Source organism: Pukyongiella litopenaei, assembly GCF_003008555.2.
In the GTDB taxonomy this organism is placed as follows: Bacteria; Pseudomonadota; Alphaproteobacteria; order Rhodobacterales; family Rhodobacteraceae; genus Pukyongiella; species Pukyongiella litopenaei.
This window is the reverse complement of the sequence record NZ_CP027665.1, coordinates 1629286-1649156: the sequence shown is the minus strand read 5'-3', so window position 1 is coordinate 1649156 and position 19871 is coordinate 1629286. Positions and strand designations below refer to the sequence as shown.

The window sequence follows — 19871 nt, the reverse complement described above, 5'->3', positions numbered from 1 at the left end:
GAAAGGACAGAGACATGACCGAGATCAGCCGGGTGGCGTTGTTCGGCAAGCTCAACAGGCTTGGATACCAGGCGGTGGAGGGCGCGACCGTCTTTTGCAAGATGCGCGGCAATCCTTATGTCGAGGTGGTGCACTGGCTGCACCAGATCCTGAACGGACAGGACAGCGACCTGCACCGGATCATCGGGCATTACGATCTCGACCCCGGCAAGATCGCGGCGGAGATGACGCGGGCGCTGGATGCGCTGCCGCGCGGGGCCTCGACCATCTCCGACCTGTCGGATCACCTGATGGACGCGATGGAGCGCGGATGGGTCTGGGGATCGCTGCTGTTCTCTGACAGCAAGGTGCGGACCGGCTACCTGCTGCTGGGGATGCTGAAGACCCCGGCCCTGCGCAACATCCTGAATTCGATGTCGCCCGAACTGGGCCGGATCGGCCCCGACGACCTAGCCGACCATTTCGGCGAGGCCACGGATGGCTCGCCTGAGGAAACGCTGGGCGCGCAGGACGGAACCACCGTCGGCGGCGGGGCCGAGCCGGGCGAGGCCTCGGGCGCGATGGCGCCGGGCGCGATGGGCAAGGGCGAGGCGCTCGAACAGTTCTGCACCGACCTCACCGCGCAGGCCCGCGCCGGAGAGATCGACCCGATCGTGGGCCGCGACGAAGAGATCCGCCAGATCGTCGATGTGCTGATGCGGCGGCGGCAGAACAACCCGATCCTCACCGGCGAGGCCGGGGTGGGCAAGACCGCCGTGGTCGAGGGGTTCGCCCTGCGCATCGCGCGCGGCGACGTGCCGCCCGCACTGAAGGATGTGCGCCTGCTGGTGCTGGATGTGGGCCTGTTGCAGGCGGGCGCCTCGATGAAGGGCGAGTTCGAGAACCGCCTGCGCCAGGTGATCGACGAGGTGCAGGCCAGCCCGACGCCGATCGTGATGTTCGTGGATGAGACCCACACGCTGGTCGGTGCGGGCGGTGCGGCGGGCACCGGCGACGCCGCCAACCTGCTGAAACCGGCGCTGGCGCGTGGCACCCTGCGCACGATCGGCGCGACGACCTGGGCGGAATACAAGAAATACATCGAAAAGGATCCCGCACTGACCCGCCGGTTCCAGGTCGTCCATGTCGAGGAACCGGGCATTCCCAAGGCGGTGCTGATGATGCGCGGCATCGCCTCGATGCTGGAGAAACACCACCAGGTGCAGGTGCTCGACGAGGGTATCGAGGCCGCGGTGACGCTGTCCGCCCGCTACATCCCGGCGCGGCAGTTGCCCGACAAATCCGTGAGCCTGCTGGATACCGCCTGCGCCCGCGTCGCGGTCAGCCAGCACGCGGTGCCGGCCGAGGTGGATGACAGCCGCCGCCGGATCGAGGCGCTGACCACCGAACTCGAGATCATCGACCGCGACGAAACCGCCGGCTACGACGTGGCCGACCGTCGCGTGGCCGTGACCGCCGCGAAAGAGGCCGAGGAAACCCGGCTCGAGGGGCTGACCGACCGCTGGGACCGGGAAAAGGCGGTCGTCGAGGGCATCCTGGACCTGCGCGCGAAACTGCGCGAAGGCGGCACCCCGGTCGAGGCTGAGCCCGGCAGCGAAGAGGCCGAGGCCAGCCCGCTATCCGACGAGGATCGCGGCAGGCTGCTGGACGAATTGCGGGCAAAGAACGCTGAACTGGCCGAGGTTCAGGGCGACAGCCCGCTGATCCTGCCGATCGTCGATCACCAGGCGGTGGCCAGCGTGGTGGGCGACTGGACCGGCATTCCGGTCGGCCGCATGGTCAAGGACGAGATCGAAACGATCCTGAACCTGGACGAGCGCCTGGCGCAGCGGGTGATCGGGCAGGATCATGCCATGAAGATGATCGCCAAGCGGGTGCAGACCTCGCGCGCCGGGCTGGACAACCCGAACAAGCCGATCGGGGTGTTCCTGCTGGCGGGTACGTCGGGCGTGGGCAAGACCGAAACCGCGCTGGCGCTGGCCGAGGTGCTCTATGGCGGCGAACAGAACGTCATCACCATCAACATGAGCGAATACCAGGAGGCGCATACCGTCAGCAGCCTGAAAGGCGCGCCGCCGGGCTATGTCGGCTATGGCGAAGGCGGCGTGCTGACCGAGGCGGTGCGGCGCAAGCCCTATTCGGTGGTGCTGCTGGACGAGGTCGAAAAGGCCCATCCGGACGTGCACGAGATCTTCTTCCAGGTCTTCGACAAGGGCGTGATGGAGGATGGCGAAGGCCGGCTGATCGACTTCAAGAACACGCTGATCCTGCTGACCTCGAATGTCGGGACCGAGATGATCATGGATCTTTGTGCCGATCCCGACCTGATGCCAGACCCCGAAGGCATCGCCAAGGCGCTGCGCGATCCGCTGCTCAAGGTGTTCCCGCCGGCGCTGCTCGGGCGGCTGGTGACGATCCCCTATTATCCGCTCAGCCCGCACATGATTGCCGAGATCACCAAGCTGCAGCTGGGCCGGATCAAGAAACGGGTGACCGAGGCGCATGGCGTGCCGTTCGACTATACCGACGCGGTGGTCGACGAGATCGTCAACCGCTGCCAGGAACTCGAAAGCGGCGGGCGGATGATCGATGCCATCGTGACCAATACCATGCTGCCCGACATCTCGGCCGAATTCCTGCGCAGGATGATGGAGGGCCACGAGGTCAGCAAGGTTGTGATCGACGTTACAGACGGGGAATTCACATACGGGTTTGACTGATCCCGCTCCGGGCGACCGGCCCGGACGGATCGATCGGACCCCGCGGCGGAGGCAATGAATGGAGACGAGTAACCAGACCGGGACCCTGACACTGCGCGCCCGCGCCCGCGATTTCATCGAGCGGCCGAAGGTGACCAATGCCATTCTGGCGGTGATCATCTTCAACGCGGTCACCCTGGGCCTGTCCACGTCGCAGACGATGCAGGACAGCATCGGCGGGCTGCTGACCGTGATCGACAGGGTGGTGCTCACCATTTTCGTGGTCGAGCTGCTGATCAAGTTCTATGCCTATGGCCTGCGGTTCTTCAACAGCGCCTGGAACATTTTCGATCTGGTCGTGGTCAGCGTCGGGCTCTTGCCCGACAAATCGGGCCTGTCGGCGCTGCGCGGGTTGCGGGTGATCCGGTCGCTGCGCCTGCTGTCGGTGATCCCGCAGATGCGGGCTGTGGTGCAGGCGCTGCTGGATGCGCTGCCGGGCATGGGCGCGGTCATCATCATGATCTCGATCATCTTCTATGTGTTCGGGGTGATGGCCACGCTGATGTATGGCGCGGCATTCGACGAATGGTTCGGCACGCTGGGCCGGTCGCTCTATTCGCTGTTCCAGATCATGACGCTGGAAAGCTGGTCGATGGGCATCGTGCGCCCGGTGATGGCCGAGTTCCCGACCGCCTGGGCGTTCTTCGTGCCCTTCATCGTGATCACGGCCTTTTCGGTGCTCAACCTGTTCATCGGCCTGCTGGTCAACACCATGCAATCGGCGGTCGAGGCCGAGGCCGAGGCCGAGTTCGAACAGCTGCGCGAACTGGTGAAATCGGAAACCGACGTGGTGGATGAACATGTGATGGAACTGCACGGTGAAATCCGTGCCCTCCGGGCCGAGGTCGCGGCGCTGAAGGATGGGAGGCGATGAGCGGGTCACAGAAATTCATCGCGCGCAACCGCGCGCCACGGGTCCAGATCGAATATGATGTCGAACTGTATGGCGCGCAGAAAAAGGTGCAGCTGCCGTTCGTGATGGGTGTGCTGTCGGACCTGTCCGGCAAGTCGAAACAGGAACCGCCCGCGGTCGAGGATCGCGGCTTCGTCGAGATCGACGTTGACAATTTCGACGAGCGGATGAAGGCAATGGCCCCGCGGGTGGCCTTCTCGGTGCCCAATACGCTGACGGGCGAGGGCAACCTTGCGGTCGATCTGACCTTCGAGAAGATGTCGGATTTTTCACCCGGCGCGATCGCGGCCAGGGTGGATGCGCTGCGTCCGCTTCTCGAGGCGCGGACGCAACTGACCAACCTGATGACCTATATGGATGGCAAATCCGGCGCGGAAACGCTGATCGAAACCATCCTGAACGATCCCGGTCTGCTCGCCGCGCTGGGCGGGACCGGCGGTGACGGCGCGGACATGACCGCCGCGCTGGAAACCCTGCGCGATGCGCTGCCCGACACGGCTGACGCCACGGACGGCGCGGCCGAGGTTCTCGATGCGCTGAAGGCGCAGGCCCCGGCGGGCGACGCGCCGGCCGATCGCACCGGCGATGTGCTGGCCGGTCTCGCCGCCGCCGCGCCCGGCACGGTTGCGGTGCCGGATGATGAGGCACCGGTGGACACAACATCCGATACGCTCGACGCGCTGCGCGCTGCGGTGCCTGACGACGCGCCCGCCGGGGATGCTGCCGGGGATACCGCCAGTGCCGCGCTGGATGCGCTGCGCGACGCGGCCCCCGCGCCCGAAGAGGACCCGGCGGACAGGCCCGCAGACAAGAGAGACGAGGTGTTGTCCGGCCTCGGCGATCTGGCGCCGCCCGATGCCGCCGGCGATGCGGTGGGCGATGAGGTGTCCGATGCGCTGGGCAGCCTGGCCGCCGCCGCGCCCGAGGGCAGCGCGACACCGGCAGATGACACCGGCGCGGCCCTGGACGGCCTGCGGGCCGCGATACCGGACCAACCCGCCGCCACGGATGCAACCGACGATGTGCTGGCGGGTCTGGAGACCCCCGTATCCGAAACGCCCGAAGCCGATGATCTGGACGACATACTCGGCAGCATCGAGGCGACCGAGGCGCAGGCCGATCCGGGCGGGACAGCCGATGACGTTCTCGCCGGTCTTGAGGATGCCACCCCGGACGCGCCCGAAGCCGATGATCTGGACGACATACTCGGCAGCATCGAGGCGGGCGGAGCCGCGCCTGCCGAAGACGACCCGGCGGATGATGTTCTGGCCGGGCTTGAAAGCGCCGCGCTGGATGAGACCCAACCGGAGGGCGCCGGAGAGGGGGACCTGGATGACATTCTCGGCAGTCTTGAAACGGCAGGGCCCGACACGGTGCAGGACGCTGCGACCGACGATGTTCTTGCAACGCTCGACAGTGCCGAACCCGTCACCGACGGGGATGATGATCTCGACGACCTCCTCGGCAGTCTTGACATGGCGGACCCTGAGCCCGTCGAGGACGGCACGCCGGATGATGGGCCAGTCGATGCGGAAACCCCCGTAGCCGAAACGCCGGAGGCGGATGATCTCGACGATCTTCTCGCCGATCTCGAGGCCACCGAACCGGAACCCGCCGGTGGCGATACGCCGGACGATCTTCTCGCCGATCTCGACGGGCTCGTATCCGAAGCACCCGAGGCGACTGACCCCGCCGCAGATGATGCGGGCGGCGATGATACCGCGTCGGATGATCTCGACGATCTCCTTGGCGATCTGGGGGATGCCGACCCCGAGCCGGAAACCGGTGGGGACGATCTGGACGACCTGCTCGCCGAACTGGGGGCATCCGATGATGCCGAACCCGAATCTGGGCCGGGAGAGGATCTGGACGACCTCGTGGCCGAGCTGGGCAAAGATGAGACCCCGCCCGCAGACGATACGGACGAATTGCCCCGGCCCGGCGACGATCCGGTGGCCTCCGAGGACGCGCCGGACCTCGGCGCCATCCGTCCGGCGGACCCGCAATTTGCCTTTGGCACGATCAGCGCCGACCGGCCCGATGCGCAGAAACTGAACCGCAAACGGTTCCGCATGGCGATTTTCGGCGATTTTACCGGCCGCGCGGTGCGTGGCGATTTGGGCACCGGTGCCGAACTCGCGGCGCGGCGGCCGATCCCGCTCGATCCCGACACCGCCGAGGACGTGATCGCGGGCTTTGCCACCGAACTGGTGCTGCCGATCGGGCGGGACGGGGCCGGCGTCGCGGTAAAACTCGGCGGGCTGGACGACCTGCATCCCGACGAGATCTATGAAAATGTCAGGCTGTTTGCGGAACTGGCCGGGCTGAAACAGCAACTGTCCAGCGGCGCCACGGCCGGGCACGCCGCCGCGACCCTGCGGGACTGGGGCGAGAAACACGGCCAGCGGGTTGCGCCGCCGAAAACGCGGTCTGCCGGCAACGCCGTGCCCGCCGACCTGCGGCTGAGCGAGTTTCAGAAGCTGATCGGCGATACCTCGGGGCAACTGGCGCAGCCCGGTCCGCTCGACGATCTGATGGCCCGGATCGTCGGGCCGCATATCCGTGCAATTCCCGACGCCGATGCGCAGGCGATGCAAAAGGCCGTGGACGAGGCGCTGTCCTCGGCGATGCGGCTGCTGCTGCACCACCCGGAGTTCCAGTCGGTCGAGGCGCAGTGGCGGTCGATCGACCTGATCGCCCGGTCGATCGAAACCGACGACACGCTGGACGTGGTTCTCTACGATGTCTCGGCGGCCGAGATTGCCGCCGACCAGGCGGCGGCGGATGACCTGTCGCAATCCGGGTTGGTGCAACTGCTGACCGGTGAACCGCTGGACGAGGAAAACGGGCGCGGCGGCTATTCCGCCCTGCTGGGGCTCTATACCTTCGAAGAGACGCCGCCCCATGCCGAGCTTCTGGGCCGGATCGCGCGGGTGGCCGCCCATGTCGATGCGCCGTTCTTTGCCGCGATGACGCCCGCGTTTCTCGACACGGCCAACGAGGACCGCCATCCGCTGGTGGCGCGGGCCTGGGACACGCTGCGGGCGATGCCGGAATCCGGCCATCTGGGGCTGGTCACGCCGCGGTTCCTGCTGCGCCGGCCCTATGGCGCGAAAACCGAACCGATCTACGAATTCGAATTCGAGGAATTTACCCTGGCCGAAGGGCTGCGCGGCATGCTCTGGGCCAATCCGGTGCTGCTGGTCGCGATCCTGCTGGCGCGGTCGTTCCGGCAGAACGGCGCCCATATGGGGCTGGGGTCGATCATGTCGCTGGGCGGGATGCCCTACCATTATGTGACCGACCGTTATGGCGACCAGGTGGCGTTGCCCTGCACCGAACGCAACATGGCCGAGGACGGGATCGCCGCCGCGCTGGGGCGCGGTTTCATGCCGGTGGTGTCGATCAAGGGGCGCGACGAGGTGCGTCTGGCCTCGTTCCGGTCGGTCGCGGGGGACGAGATCCTCGGGCCGTGGACCGGCCAGCCCGCACCGCCGCCATCGCCACCCGATCCTGTCGCGGCGCCGGAACCCGTGGCCGGACCCGATACCGGGGATCGCGAACCGGTGGCCGAGGCCGCGGATGACGATACAGGGGCCGATGCGGCGGGCGATACGGGGGCCGATACGGGCGGTGTCGACGACGAACTTGACGCATTGCTGGCCGGGTTCGATGATGGGGGAGATACCGGCAGTGATGACGGCGATATTGACGCCGAGTTGGCGGCACTGCTGGACGATTTGTGAAGATGCTGATTTTATGAAGGTATTTCAGTCAAGTAACGGATTTCCGAATGCGGTGATTCGCGAAAGGATAAGAGTATGCCTGTAAGCAAAGCGACCGACTATTCCGTGGTCTGGATGTCGGGCGACTATGTGTCCGAGGACCTGATGCTGCACAGCGCCATCGTCGACGAGGGGATCAGCAAGCTGACCCGCGCGCGCGTGCTGTTCATGAGCAAGAGCCCCGATATCGACCTGGACGAATTCCTGGGCCGCGCCATGCGGCTGCATGTGCAGACCGAGGGAGAGGCCGAACGCGTCATAACCGGCATCTGCACCTCGGTCGAACATCTGGGATTCCAGGGCACCTACGATTTCTACACCGCCGAATTCCGGCCCAAGCTGTGGCTGCTGACGCGCACCAGCGACTGCCGGGTGTTCCAGAACAAGACGGCGGTCGAGATCATCAAGCAGGTGATGGATGAGGCGGGGCTGACCGACTATACCGACAGCCTGACCGGCACCTACGAAACCCGGACCTATTGCCTGCAATACCGGGAAAGCGATTTCAGTTTCATCTCGCGGCTGATGGAAGAAGAGGGGATCTACTATCTGTTCCGCAACGCGCTGGATTCGACCTCTCCCGAGAACATGATCCTGTGCGACGCGCTGAGCGCGCATGAGGACTGCCCCGAGCGGTCCGAGTTCAAGTATCTACCGCTGAAGAACAAGGAACGCGTCTACGAGGACGCGATCGCCGAGTGGGCGGTGTCGGGCGAAATGCGGCGGGGCAAGGTGACGCTGGCCGATTTCGATTTCGAGGCGCCATCGGCGGATACCACCGTGGTTCAGCAGATCCAGTCGGGCGGAAACCCCCATAACAGCAGCGAGGTCTACGAATATCCCGGCCGCTATCGCAACGTCTCGGCGCTGGGCAATGCGCGGGCCCAGGTGCGGATGGAGGCGGACGCGGCGCGGTATGCCCAGATGCGCGGCACGGGGATGATCCGGACCCTGTGCGCCGGCGGCAAGATGTCCTTCGCCCTGCGGGACGGAACTGAATATTCGCCCAAGGTCGAAGGCTATGTCGGCGATTACATCGTCACCCAGGCGACCCATTACTTCATGGAGGAGTTCAGTTTTCAGGGCGGCGGCAAGCGCGGCAGGGAGCGCGGCGGCGATGCCCGGACCGCCAGCCGGTCGGGCCGGGACACCAAGGACGGGGACGAACCCAAGGTTCTGATGCCACGGAACTGGGATTTCCCCGACGAGATTAAGGACATGCCGTTCCCGGTCTTTACCAGGTTCGGGGCGATCCCCGAGGCGGTGCAGTACCGGGCGCCGCTGACGACCCCGTGGCCCCGGGTCACCGGGCTGCAGACCGCCACCGTCGTCGGGCAGAACGGCGAAGAGATCTGGACCGACGAACATGGCCGGATCAAGATCCAGTTCCACTGGGACCGCGAAGGCAAGGACGATGAAAATTCGTCCTGCTGGGTGCGGGTGGTCACGCCGTGGTCGGGCAAGGAATGGGGCTTTGTCGCGGTGCCGCGCATGGGGCAGGAGGTCGTGATCCAGTTCGAGGAGGGCGACCCCGACAGGCCGATCTGCACCGGCATGCTCTACAATGCCGACACCATGCCCCCCTATACCTATCCGCAGGATGCCACCCAGCTGGGGATCAAGACCCAGAGCAGCAAGGATGCCGAGGGCTATAACGAGCTGATGTTCGACGACAAGGCCGGCGAGGAACTGATGCGCGTCCAGGCGCAAAAGGACCACCAGGTGCTGATCAAGAACAAGTCGGTGGTCACGGTCGGGCTCGACGAGGTCAATGCCGGGGATCACGACGAGGATGGCAGCGTGTCGCGGGTGGTCCGCAACCACGTCACCGAGACCATCCAGGAGGGGGACCATTATTTCACCATCTCCACCGGCAACCAGGAAATCGACATCGCCACCGACCGGACCCAGACCATCGGCGGCAATCACACCAAGACGGTGACGGGCAATGACGACACCACGGTCGAGCAGGGCGACCTGACCATCGGCGTGTCGTCCGGGTCGATCGCCATCGAGGCGGCCATGGAAATCACATTGACCGTCGGCGGCAGTTCCATCACCATCGACAATTCGGGTGTGACGATCAGCGCACCGATGGTCACGATCTCGGCCGACGGCATGGCCGAGATGTCGGGTACGACGACCACCGTCAAGGGCGACACGTTGCTGACGCTCAAGGGCGGCGTCACCAAGATCAACTAGGTGCCGGTATGAGCGAGCGTTTCAAGAACATGGTGAAAGTGCCCGACCAGCCGGCGGCAAAACTGCTGGCGCGGGCGAATATCCGGCTGAAGACCCGCCTCGATGCACCCGCCAGTGCATCCGCCGAGGCGGTGCTGGAGGAACTCGACGGCAAGAAGGCGATGATCGACATGCTGCTGCTGATGTCGGTGCTGCTGCCCCCGCGCGAACGGGTCTGGTGGGCCTGTCTTGCCGCACGGGATTACATCGGCCCGAAATCGGACAAGGATCCGCCGTCGCTGGCCGCGTCCGAGATCTGGGTGTTCAAGCCGACCGAGGAAAACCGCAACGCCGCGCGCAACACGCTGGACCACGCCTATGTGGATGACGACACGGTGAACTGCGCCACCGCGGTGCTCTATGCCGATGGCACGCTGGGTCCGGGCGATCTCAAGGAGTTTCCCGCCCCCGCCGGCGCGGCCGAGGCGGCGGTTTTCACCATGAACATGGTGGCCTTGAAGCACCTTTCTGCTAGATTCGAGGCACATGGCCAACTGCTGATCGACCGGGCCGTGGACATCGCCCGCGGCGGCAGCGGGCGGGTCGAGGCAAAAGTAGCCCAAGAGGAGGCCGGAACATGACCAGACCCCAGGCGCGCGTCTCCGACCAGGTGCTGTGCGCGATGTTCTCGGTCACGCCCGCGGGGGTGACGGTTCCGGGCACGTCGGCGATCATTCCGCCCTGTGCGCCCACGGTTCTGGTGGGCAACCTGCCGGCGGCGCGGATCGGCGACCTGCACCCGTCGGGGACGGGGCCGCATCCGAATGTCAGCTCTTCGGCCACCGTCATCATCCAGAACATGCCGGCCTGCCGGGTCGGCGACTCTACCGCGTGCGGCGGTGCGATCACCAAGGGTGATTTCACCGTGCTGACGGGAGGATAAACGCCGGAATGCCGGTCACGCTGAAATTCCAGTCCTCGGGCACCATGCCCGGCAATGCGCGCCCGATCCAGATGCAGGGCGGTAGCCTGACCGTGGGCCGCGGTCCGGCCAATGACCTGGTGCTGCCCGATCCCGACCGCACCCTGTCCAAGAGCCACTGCGTGATCGAGGACCACAACGGCAACATCGTGATCGTGGACCTGTCGTCGAACGGCACGTTCCTGAACTATTCCAAGATCCCGCTGGGACGCACGCCGACGCCGCTGAACAACGGCGATGTGCTGGCGCTCGGGAGCTATGAGCTGCTGGTCGAGATCAGCGACGACCTGCCCGATATCGACGACCTGATCGCCGCTCCGGCGGCGCAGGGGTCGGTGTCGCCCGGGCGGGCCGAAAACGCGCCCGACCCGATGGCGCTGCTGGACGATGCCGGTCCCGAAGGCGATTTTCTCGACGACCTGCTGGGCGGCAGCAACAAGCCCACCGGGCCGTCGCAGCTCAATCCGGTGGACCCGATCGACGAATTGCTGCCGCCGATCGGTGACGAGGAAGACCCGTTTTTCGGCAAGCCCGATGACGGGCGCGGCGACGGTCCCGCGCAGCCCATGCACAACCCGTCGGGGCAGGATGCCTTTTCGCCACAGGGGACCGGTCAGGGTGCGGGGCAGAGCCTGATCCCCGAGGATTGGGACGACGATTTTCTCAATCCCGACCCGCCTGCCGCCGCGCCGCCGCCTCAGCCCTCGGTCGTCCCGGCGCCACAGTCTGAAACTCCGCCCGGAAATCCGCCCGAAAACCAGCCCGAACCGCCGGCCGACCCGGATGCCGAGCCGACGACCGTGCCCGCCGCGGCCGAACGGCCGGACCCGCCGTCGCGCGGTGCGACCCCGCCCTCTGCGGCCGAGCGCGAGGCGGCACAGCCGGCCGCGCCGCAACCGGCGGCGACCGGCGATGATGCGTTGCTGCGGGCGTTCCTCGAAGCGCTGGGCGCCGAGGGTGTGCAACTGGCGGACGAGGACCCGGCCCGGACCATGGCGCGCATGGGCCGGGTGATGAAAACGCTGGTCACGGGCATGCGGGAAATCCTGATGACCCGCACCTCGATCAAGAGCGAGTTTCGCATCGAACAGACGATGATTTCTGCCGGGGGCAACAACCCGCTGAAATTCTCGGTCAGCCCGGAACAGGCGATCGAGGCGATGGTGAAGCCCGCCGCGCGTGGCTATCTCGGCCCGGAATCGGCCGCCGAACAGGCGCTCGACGACATCAAGGCGCATGAGGTCGCCATGCTGACCGGCATGGAGGCGGCACTGCGCGGGGTGCTGCTCAAGCTCGACCCCGAGGTGCTGGCGGGCCGGATCGAAACCAGTGGCGCGCTGGGCAGCCTCCTGAAAGGCAAGAAGGCGCGGTACTGGGAGGTGTATGAAAAGATGTATGCGGATATTTCCGACCAGGCCGAGAACGATTTTCACGACCTGTTCAGCCGCGAATTTGCACGCGCGTATTCCGAACAGCTCCAGAAGCTGAAGTAGCGCGAGAAGAGGGGGAAACAGGTGTCCTGGGACAGCAAGGTGCTTTGGACCGAAGGGTTGTTCCTGCAACCCCATCATTTCCAGCAATCTGAGCGCTATACCGAGGCGCTGGTGACCGGGCTGGCCCGGCGTATCCGCCCCTATGCCTGGGGGCTGAGCGCGCTGGAACTGGATGACGAGGTGCTCAAGGTCGGGCAGATCGCGCTGAAATCCTGCGCCGGTCTGACCCAGGACGGAACTGTGTTCCGGGTGCCGTCCTCCGACGACCATCCCCCGGCGCTCGAGGTGCCGGAAACGATCAAGGACTGCATCGTCTACCTGACCGTGCCGCAGCGGCGGCAGGGCGCGGTCGAGGTGGACCTGAGCGGCGCCGAGATGTCGGCCAGCCGGCTGCGGCCCTCGGAACTCGAAGTGACCGACACGATGGGCCGCGACCGCAAGCCGACGACGCTGGCGGTGGGCAAGACCCGGCTGCAATTCGCGCTGGCGGTCGATGACCTGGCCGACCGGCTGGCGATCCCGGTGGCGCGGATCATCGAGGTCCGCCCCGACAAGGAAATCGTGCTCGACCAGGCGTTCATACCGTCCTGTCTCGATATCCGCGCCGCCGCGCCGCTCGACGGGTTCCTGCGCGAACTCGAGGGGCTGCTGTCGCACCGGATGCAGGCGCTGGCCGGGCGGTTGTCGGAATCCGGCGGCGCGCGCGGCGTGGCCGAGGTGTCGGATTTCCTGCTGCTGACGATCATCAACCGGATGCTGCCCGTGGTGCGCCACCTGACCACGATCGAGAACCTGCACCCCGAGGACCTGTTCCGCACCTGCGCGGCGCTCGCCGGCGAATTGTCGGTGTTCATGACCGCCGACAAATACCCGCCCGAACTGCCGCCCTATCGCCATGACGACCTGACCCGCAGCTTCACGCCGCTGATCCGGGTGCTGCGGCAATATCTCAGCTCGGTGCTGGAACAGACCGCGATCCCGATCGCGCTGGAGGCGCGCAAATACGGCATCAGCGTGGGTGTGATCGCGGACCGCAAGCTGCTGGGCAATGCCGGGTTCGTGCTGGCGGTGGATGCGGACATGCCGTCCGAGGACGTGCGCCGCCATTTCGCCGGGCAGGCCAAGATCGGCCCGGTCGAGGAAATCCGGCAACTGGTCAACTCGGCGCTGCCGGGGATCACCCTGCGCCCGTTGCCGGTCGCGCCGCGGCAGATCCCCTACCACGCGGGCGTGGTATACTTCGAAATGGACGCCGACAGCCCGTACTGGAGCAAGATGACGACCTCCGGCGGCATAGCGGTGCATGTGTCGGGGCAGTATCCGGGGCTCAAGATGGAGCTTTGGGCGATCCGGAACAGCTGAGGAGCCGATTGGGACGATGATCGACGACGACCCGTTCGCCGAACCGGACGACACCGACAAGACGGTGATCAAGCCCAACCCCGGAGGGCGGCTGTCGGCCACGCCTGCGCAACCCGCGGCGGCGCCGCAGCCCAGCGCCCCCGCCGAACCGGCGGCCCCGGCCGAAGACGCCTTCGGGGTGCCGCAATCGGCGGCCGCGCCGCAGGACCGGCGGTCCGGGGCCAAGGCGCCGGCCATCGCGATGACCGGGATGAACCGGCTGATCGCCTGCGCCAGCCCGTTGTTTTCGCTGATCAGCCGGATTCGCAACCGTGCCCAGCACATGGATCCGGAAAAGCTGCGCCAATCGGTCGTGGCCGAGGTTCGCGCCTTTGAAAACCGCGCCCTGCAGGCGGGTATCCCGGCGCAGACGGTCAAGGTGGCGCGCTATGCGCTCTGCGCGACGCTGGACGATGTGGTGCTGAACACGCCCTGGGGCGGGCAGTCGTCCTGGGGGCTGCAATCCATGGTCGGCACCTTTCACCGCGAAACCGTGGGCGGCGACCGGTTCTATGACCTGCTGGCGCGGCTGGAAAAGGAACCGGGCAACAATATCGACCTGCTCGAATTCCTCTACATGTGCATGTCGCTGGGGTTCGAGGGCCGCCTGCGCGTCGAACAGGGCGGCAGCGAGAAACACCAGCAGATCCGGGCCGCGTTGGCGCGGATCATCCGAGCGCAGCGCGGGCCGCTGGAACATGACCTGTCGCCGCATTGGGAAGGCGTGACCAAGCCGTTCAAGGCGCTGTCGGCCTGGCGGGTCGTCTGGATCGCGCTGGGCGTCACCGCCGGGCTGCTGGTGGCGGAATTCCTGGGGTTGTCCTGGGCCTTGTCGCGCACGACCGAACGGGTGGTCGGGCAGCTGTCGGTGATCGATTCGGGACCCGTGGCCGAGCTTCAGCGCCGCGCGCCGCCACCGCCGCCGACCCCGGCGACGCCCACCGCCGAACAGCAGTTGCTGAAGGTCGAGGGGTTCCTGCAGGAAGAGATCGACGAGGGCATCGTCGAGGTGTTCCGCAAGGGCAACACGCTGATCATCCGGGTCGCCGGCACCGGCATGTTCGGGTCGGGCTCGGACACGCTGCAGAAGGATTTCGTGGCGCGTATCGACCGGGTGGCGAAATCCCTGAACGACGAACCGGGGCCGGTGATCGTGGTCGGCCATTCCGACAACGTGCCGATCCGGTCGTCGCGGTTCCCGTCGAACATGGCGCTGTCGCTGGCGCGGGCAAGATCGGTGATGGAGGGCATGGCGCGGGTGATGGACGATCCGTCGCGGCTGTCGGCCGAAGGCCGCGCCGACAAGGAACCGATCGCCGACAACGCCACCCGAGACGGGCGGGCCAAAAATCGCCGGATCGAGGTGCTGCTGGTGCAGGAGGGTGACGGATGAAGGCGGTTCTGAAGGTTCTCGGCTCGATCTATTTTGCCCTGTTTTTCGCCGCGCTGGTGCTGTCGCTCTGCGTCTGGTTCTTTGCCCCCTTCATCGGCTGGGGCGAATTCCGGCCCTTCGACGGCATCCTGTCCCGGCTGATCACCATCGGCGTGCTGTGGCTCATCTTCGGGCTGATCATGCTGATCATCTTCCTGCGGCGGCGCAAGCGCGACAAGGAAATGGCCGAGGAGATCGCCGAGGTCGCCGAGGCCGCCGCGCCCGAGGACGACATCGCCGCCGAGGAACTGGGCGAGCTCAAGTCCAAGTTCAGGGACGCGATCACCGCGCTGCGCAAGTCCAAGAACGGGCGGCGGCATCTGAACGAATTGCCGTGGTATGTGATGATCGGCCCGCCCGGCGCGGGCAAGACCACGGCCATCGTCAATTCCGGGCTGCAGTTTCCGCTGGCCGCCGAGATGGGCAAATCCGCCATCGGCGGGGTCGGCGGCACCCGCAACTGCGACTGGTGGTTCACCAACGAGGCGGTGCTGATCGACACCGCCGGGCGCTATACCACCCAGGAAAGCGATGCCGAGACCGACAATGCCGCCTGGCTGGGCTTCCTGTCCCTGCTCAAGAAATACCGCAAGCGCCAGCCGATCAACGGCGCCATGGTCGCGATCAGCCTGTCCGACCTCTGCCTGCAGGACGAAATCACCCAAAAGGCCCATGCCGAGGCGGTGCGCCGCCGGCTCAACGAGCTGCGCGAACGGCTGGGGGTGCGGTTCCCGGTCTATGTTCTGTTCACCAAGGCCGACCTGATCGCCGGCTTCGCCGAGTTCTTCGACCATCTGGGCAAGGAGGAACGCGAACAGGTCTGGGGCTTTACCCTGCCGGTCGACAGCGGCAAGGGCGAAGCATCGCCGGTCGCCGGGTTCGACGATGAATTCGCGCAGTTGCTGGGGCAGCTGAACGCGCAATCGCTCGAACGGATGCAGGCCGAAACCGATCACCAGAAACGCGCGCTGATCGCCGGGTTCCCGGCCCAGGTGGCGTCGATGCGCGGGGTGGCGCGGGATTTCCTCAACGAGGTGTTCCAGGAAAACCGCTATCAGCATCGCCACGCCCTGCGCGGGGTCTATTTCACCTCCGGCACGCAGGAAGGCACGCCGATCGACCGGCTGATGCTGGGCATGGCGCAGACCTTCGGCATCGGCCGTCAGGCGGTCGGCAGCGGGCAGGGGTCGGGCCGGTCCTATTTCCTGACGCGCCTGCTGGAAACGGTGATCTTCAACGAGGCCGGGCTGGTTTCGGCGGATGACAAGGTCGAACGCCGCTATCGCTGGACCCGGCGCGCCGCGATCGCCGCGACGGTTCTGATCGCGCTGGCCACCGGCGCGATCTGGGTGCGCAGCTATCTGGGCAATACCGAACTGCTGGCCGCCGCCGAAGACCATGTCAGCCAGTATCAGGCCGCCGCCGCCACGTTGCCGCCCAGCCCGGTGGGCGACACCGACCTGCCGCCGGTGGTGCAGGCGCTGAACATCCTGCGCGACATGCCGGGCAACCCGGTGCTGGACGATCCCGCGCCCGAGGGCCGCCTTCGCTACGGGCTCTACCAGGGCGAGGTGGTCGGCACCCAGGCCGCACAGACCTATCGCGCGGCGCTGAACCAGCGGTTCCTGCCGCGCCTGCTGTTGCGGCTCGAGGAACAGATCGGCGCCAATGTGAACAACCCCGACCTGCTCTACGAGGCGCTCAAGATCTATCTGATGCTGGGCCTGCAGGGACCGATGAACGCGGATCTGGTCAAGGAATGGATGCAGCTCGACTGGTCGCTGGCCTATCCCGGCGTCGCCCGGCAGGATCTGCGCGCCGACCTGGCCAGCCACCTGGACGCGCTGTTGTCGCAGCCGATGCAGGAGGTCGCGCTGAACGGCCCGATGGTCGAACAGGTGCAGGGCATCCTGTCGGAAATGCCGCTGGCGCAGCGGGTCTACAACGGCATCATCAACAGCGCGACCGCCACCGCTCTGCCGAAATGGCGGATCACCGAGGCCGGCGGCCCCGCGGTTTCGCGGGCGCTGGTGCGGTCCTCGGGCAAGCCGCTCAACGAGGGGATCGAGGGCATCTTCACCTATGACGGGTTCAACAACGTGTTCCTGCCCGAGGCGGTCAGCGTCGCCGGGCGGGTGCAGCGCGAAAGCTGGGTTCTGGGGCCGCGCGGCGAGGCGGAACAGACCGAAGGCGCGCTGTTGCAGCTCAGCCGCGATGTGCTCGACCTCTATTACAACGACTATATCGCGCGTTATGATGGCATCCTCGGCGATATCGACATCATGCCGATGGAGTCGCTGTCGCATGCCGCCGAGATCACCAATGTCCTGTCCGGCCCAACCTCGCCGATCCGCAACCTTCTGACCGAGATCAGCAACGAAACCAAGCTGACCGAGGACCGGTCGCTGCTGGAAACCGATTCGCTGGAAAGCGGCGCCAAGACGGTGCTGAGCATCGAGGCGCGGCAACAGCTGAGCATCCAGAGCCAGATCATCCTCGAGGCGCTGACCAGCGCGGCGGCGGCCAATACCGGCGAACCGCCCCGGCCGCCGGGTTATTATGTGGAGGAACGGTTCCGCTGGCTGCACGAACTGGTGGCCCGGCCCGAAGGCCAGCCATCGCAGCTCGACGATCTGCTGGGCGTCCTTACGGATGTCTACAAGCAGCTCAACTCGATGTCCTTTTCCGGCGTGACCTCGAGCGAAGCCAGCGGCGAGGCGATCGCGCAGTTCCAGCAGGTGGCGAGCCGGATCGACGGGCCGATGGAACGCTGGTCGAAACAGATCATCGCCGGATCGTCGGGTATCGCCGCGGACGGCACCCGCGCCTCGATCAACGCGCGCTGGCAGTCGAGCGTGCTGCCCTTCTGCGAAAAGGCGCTGACCGACCGCTACCCGTTCAATCGCCGGGCGCGCGCCGACGTGGCGATGGCCGACTTCTCCAAGCTGTTCGCGCCGGGCGGGCTGATCGACGGGTTTTTCAACGACAATCTGCTGAAATTCGTCGATACGCGCAGCCGGCCCTGGACCTGGAAACGGGTCAACGATGTCGATCTGGGCATTTCGCCCTCGGTGTTGCAGCAGATGCAATATGCGGCCGAGATCAAGGACACCTTCTTTGGCGGATCGCCCCACGCGGCGGTGAAATTCCAGATCACCCCCGAGGCGCTCGATCCCAAGGCCAAGTCGGTGCTGCTGGAAATCGACGGCCAGCAGGTGCCGTTCCAGCACCGGGCCCAGCCCAACCCGGTCGCGGTGACCTGGCCGGGGACCGTCGGCATGGCTCGGGTGACCTTTGCCCCGGACAAGCGCAACCTGGAAAGCCAGGTGTCGCGCGATGGCCCCTGGGCCTGGTTCCGGCTGCTCGATGCCGCCGAGGTGCGCAAGACCAACGCCTCGGACCGCAAGAGGGTGATCTTCAACATCGGCGGGCGCATCGCGATCTTCCAGCTTCAGTCCGGGTCGGTCCTGAACCCGTTCGCGCTGCCGGCGCTGGCCAAGTTCAGCTGCCCGAAGTCAATGTGATGGAGGCAGGGTTCGGCGCTTTCGGCAAGATGCCCGCGGTCGGGGATTTCTTTCGCCTGTCCCCGCCCAAGGGGTTCGTCGCGGTCTGGGACGACTGGGTGCAGCAGACGCTGCTCGCCGCGCAGTCGGCCTTTGGTCCGGACTGGGACGCCCATTACATGTCGGCGCCGATCTGGCGGTTCTCGCTGTCGCCGGGGCTGGCCGGGCCGCGCAAGGCGCAGGGCGTGCTGATGCCGTCGGTGGACCGGGTCGGGCGGCGGTTCCCGCTGACGCTGGTTGCCGGGCTGCCGGGGCCGGGCCCGGCGGCGCTGGATCATTTCGCCGATGCCGGACTGTTTGCCAGGCTCGAGGATGTGGCGCTGGCCGCGCTCGACGATGGCATGACCCGTGACCGGCTGGCCGAAGATCTGGCGCAGGTGCCGGTTCCCGGTCCGCGCGACTGCGCACCGCTGCGCGCGGCGGCGCGCGGGCTGGTGATGACCCAGCCGGGGCCCGGCGGGCTCCTGCCCGATCTGGCCGCCGACCTGCTGGCCGCGCGGACCGACCGGCCCAGCCTCTGGAGCGCGGTGATCGGCGGCGTGCCTCGGCTGATGATCTGCGAAGGCCTGCCGCAGGGCGACGAGGCGCTGGGGCTGTTCAGCCTCACCGCGCCGATCTGGTCCGAGGCGCGGCCGATATGACCGGGCCGGCGAGGTTCCGATACAACGCCAAGACCCATGTCGGTCTGCGACGCAAGGTCAACGAGGATTCGGTTCTGGCGCTGCCGGGGCATGACATCTGGCTGGTCTCCGATGGCATGGGCGGACACGATGCCGGCGATTTCGCCAGCCGGCTGGTGGCGGATTCGGTGGCGATGATCCCCGCGGGGCTGGACCCGACCGCCCGGATGCACGCACTGCGCGATGCCATCCGCGCGGCCCATGGCGCGATCCAGGCCGAGGCCGCGGCCCGCGGCGGCAACACGATCGGGGCCACCGTGGTGGCGCTGATGATCGCCAACGGGCATTTCGTCGGTCTCTGGGCCGGCGACAGCCGCCTCTACCGGCTGCGGGCGGGAGAGATCGAGATGCTCACCACCGATCATTCGGTGGTGGCCGGGCTGGTGCTGGCGGGACAGATGAGCTGGGACGAGGCCGAGAACCACCCGCAATCCAACGCGATCACCCGCGCCGTGGGTATCGGCGACGATTTCGAACTGGACAAGATCCGCGGGCAGATCCGGCCGGGCGACCGTTTCCTGCTGTGTTCCGACGGGCTGACCAAATATGCGGGGGTCGCGACGCTGGCGCGGATGCTGGGATCGCTGCCGCTGGAAACCGTGACCGACGAGCTGGTGCAACTGGCGCTGGCGGGCGGCGGGGCCGACAATATCAGCGTGATCGTCGTGGACGTGATCTGAAA

At 66.6% G+C, this 19871-nt stretch carries 12 protein-coding genes; all 12 read left to right on the top strand.

Translation table 11 applies throughout. The features are described 5' to 3' along the window. Positions 1-14 precede the first annotated feature (14 nt). Positions 15-2720, top strand: a complete 2706-nt coding sequence (tssH, locus tag C6Y53_RS08275; RefSeq protein ID WP_106472004.1) for a type VI secretion system ATPase TssH — start codon at positions 15-17, stop codon at positions 2718-2720. A gap of 58 nt (positions 2721-2778) precedes the next feature. Next, positions 2779-3633 (top strand): ion transporter, encoded by an 855-nt coding sequence (locus C6Y53_RS08270; RefSeq protein ID WP_106472003.1) that lies wholly within the window; start codon positions 2779-2781, stop codon positions 3631-3633. After that, on the top strand, positions 3630-7418 hold the full coding sequence (gene tssB / locus C6Y53_RS21390; RefSeq protein ID WP_106472002.1) for a type VI secretion system contractile sheath small subunit: 3789 nt from the start codon (positions 3630-3632) through the stop codon (positions 7416-7418). The genes C6Y53_RS08270 and tssB overlap by 4 nt, the downstream gene beginning before the upstream one ends. Before the next feature lie 75 nt (positions 7419-7493). Then, positions 7494-9659, top strand: a complete 2166-nt coding sequence (locus tag C6Y53_RS08260) for a type VI secretion system Vgr family protein (protein ID WP_106472001.1) — start codon at positions 7494-7496, stop codon at positions 9657-9659. Between the two features lie 8 nt (positions 9660-9667). Beyond that, complete coding sequence (locus C6Y53_RS08255; RefSeq protein ID WP_106472000.1) at positions 9668-10279, top strand: DUF6931 family protein; 612 nt, start codon at positions 9668-9670, stop codon at positions 10277-10279. Next, complete coding sequence (locus tag C6Y53_RS08250; protein WP_106471999.1) at positions 10276-10581, top strand: PAAR domain-containing protein; 306 nt, start codon at positions 10276-10278, stop codon at positions 10579-10581. Before C6Y53_RS08255 ends, C6Y53_RS08250 begins: the two co-directional genes overlap by 4 nt. An 8-nt stretch (positions 10582-10589) precedes the next feature. Beyond that, positions 10590-12113, top strand: coding sequence for a type VI secretion system-associated FHA domain protein TagH (gene tagH, locus C6Y53_RS08245; protein WP_106471998.1), 1524 nt, complete (start codon positions 10590-10592; stop codon positions 12111-12113). Positions 12114-12134: 21 nt separating this feature from the next. After that, positions 12135-13475, top strand: a complete 1341-nt coding sequence (gene tssK / locus C6Y53_RS08240) for a type VI secretion system baseplate subunit TssK (protein WP_106471997.1) — start codon at positions 12135-12137, stop codon at positions 13473-13475. Positions 13476-13491: 16 nt separating this feature from the next. After that, on the top strand, positions 13492-14907 hold the full coding sequence (gene icmH / locus C6Y53_RS08235) for a type IVB secretion system protein IcmH/DotU (RefSeq protein ID WP_106471996.1): 1416 nt from the start codon (positions 13492-13494) through the stop codon (positions 14905-14907). Next, a complete protein-coding gene (tssM, locus tag C6Y53_RS08230) occupies positions 14904-18470 on the top strand; it encodes a type VI secretion system membrane subunit TssM (RefSeq protein ID WP_106471995.1) in 3567 nt (1188 codons plus the stop codon). The genes icmH and tssM overlap by 4 nt, the downstream gene beginning before the upstream one ends. Next, complete coding sequence (tagF, locus tag C6Y53_RS08225) at positions 18470-19150, top strand: type VI secretion system-associated protein TagF (protein WP_106471994.1); 681 nt, start codon at positions 18470-18472, stop codon at positions 19148-19150. Before tssM ends, tagF begins: the two co-directional genes overlap by 1 nt. Further along, complete coding sequence (locus tag C6Y53_RS08220; RefSeq protein WP_106471993.1) at positions 19147-19869, top strand: PP2C family protein-serine/threonine phosphatase; 723 nt, start codon at positions 19147-19149, stop codon at positions 19867-19869. The genes tagF and C6Y53_RS08220 overlap by 4 nt, the downstream gene beginning before the upstream one ends. The last annotated feature ends 2 nt before the right edge of the window (positions 19870-19871 follow it).

Excerpts from the sequence above, each read along its gene's own strand:
- C6Y53_RS08255 (WP_106472000.1), top strand. The coding sequence starts at position 9,668 with ATGAGCGAGCGTTTCAAGAACATGGTGAAAGTGCCCGACCAGCCGGCG.
- tssH (WP_106472004.1), top strand. The coding sequence starts at position 15 with ATGACCGAGATCAGCCGGGTGGCGTTGTTCGGCAAGCTCAACAGGCTT.
- tagF (WP_106471994.1), top strand. The coding sequence starts at position 18,470 with ATGGAGGCAGGGTTCGGCGCTTTCGGCAAGATGCCCGCGGTCGGGGAT.
- C6Y53_RS08220 (WP_106471993.1), top strand. The coding sequence starts at position 19,147 with ATGACCGGGCCGGCGAGGTTCCGATACAACGCCAAGACCCATGTCGGT.
- C6Y53_RS08260 (WP_106472001.1), top strand. The coding sequence starts at position 7,494 with ATGCCTGTAAGCAAAGCGACCGACTATTCCGTGGTCTGGATGTCGGGC.
- C6Y53_RS08270 (WP_106472003.1), top strand. The coding sequence starts at position 2,779 with ATGGAGACGAGTAACCAGACCGGGACCCTGACACTGCGCGCCCGCGCC.
- icmH (WP_106471996.1), top strand. The coding sequence starts at position 13,492 with ATGATCGACGACGACCCGTTCGCCGAACCGGACGACACCGACAAGACG.
- tagH (WP_106471998.1), top strand. The coding sequence starts at position 10,590 with ATGCCGGTCACGCTGAAATTCCAGTCCTCGGGCACCATGCCCGGCAAT.
- tssB (WP_106472002.1), top strand. The coding sequence starts at position 3,630 with ATGAGCGGGTCACAGAAATTCATCGCGCGCAACCGCGCGCCACGGGTC.
- C6Y53_RS08250 (WP_106471999.1), top strand. The coding sequence starts at position 10,276 with ATGACCAGACCCCAGGCGCGCGTCTCCGACCAGGTGCTGTGCGCGATG.
- tssM (WP_106471995.1), top strand. The coding sequence starts at position 14,904 with ATGAAGGCGGTTCTGAAGGTTCTCGGCTCGATCTATTTTGCCCTGTTT.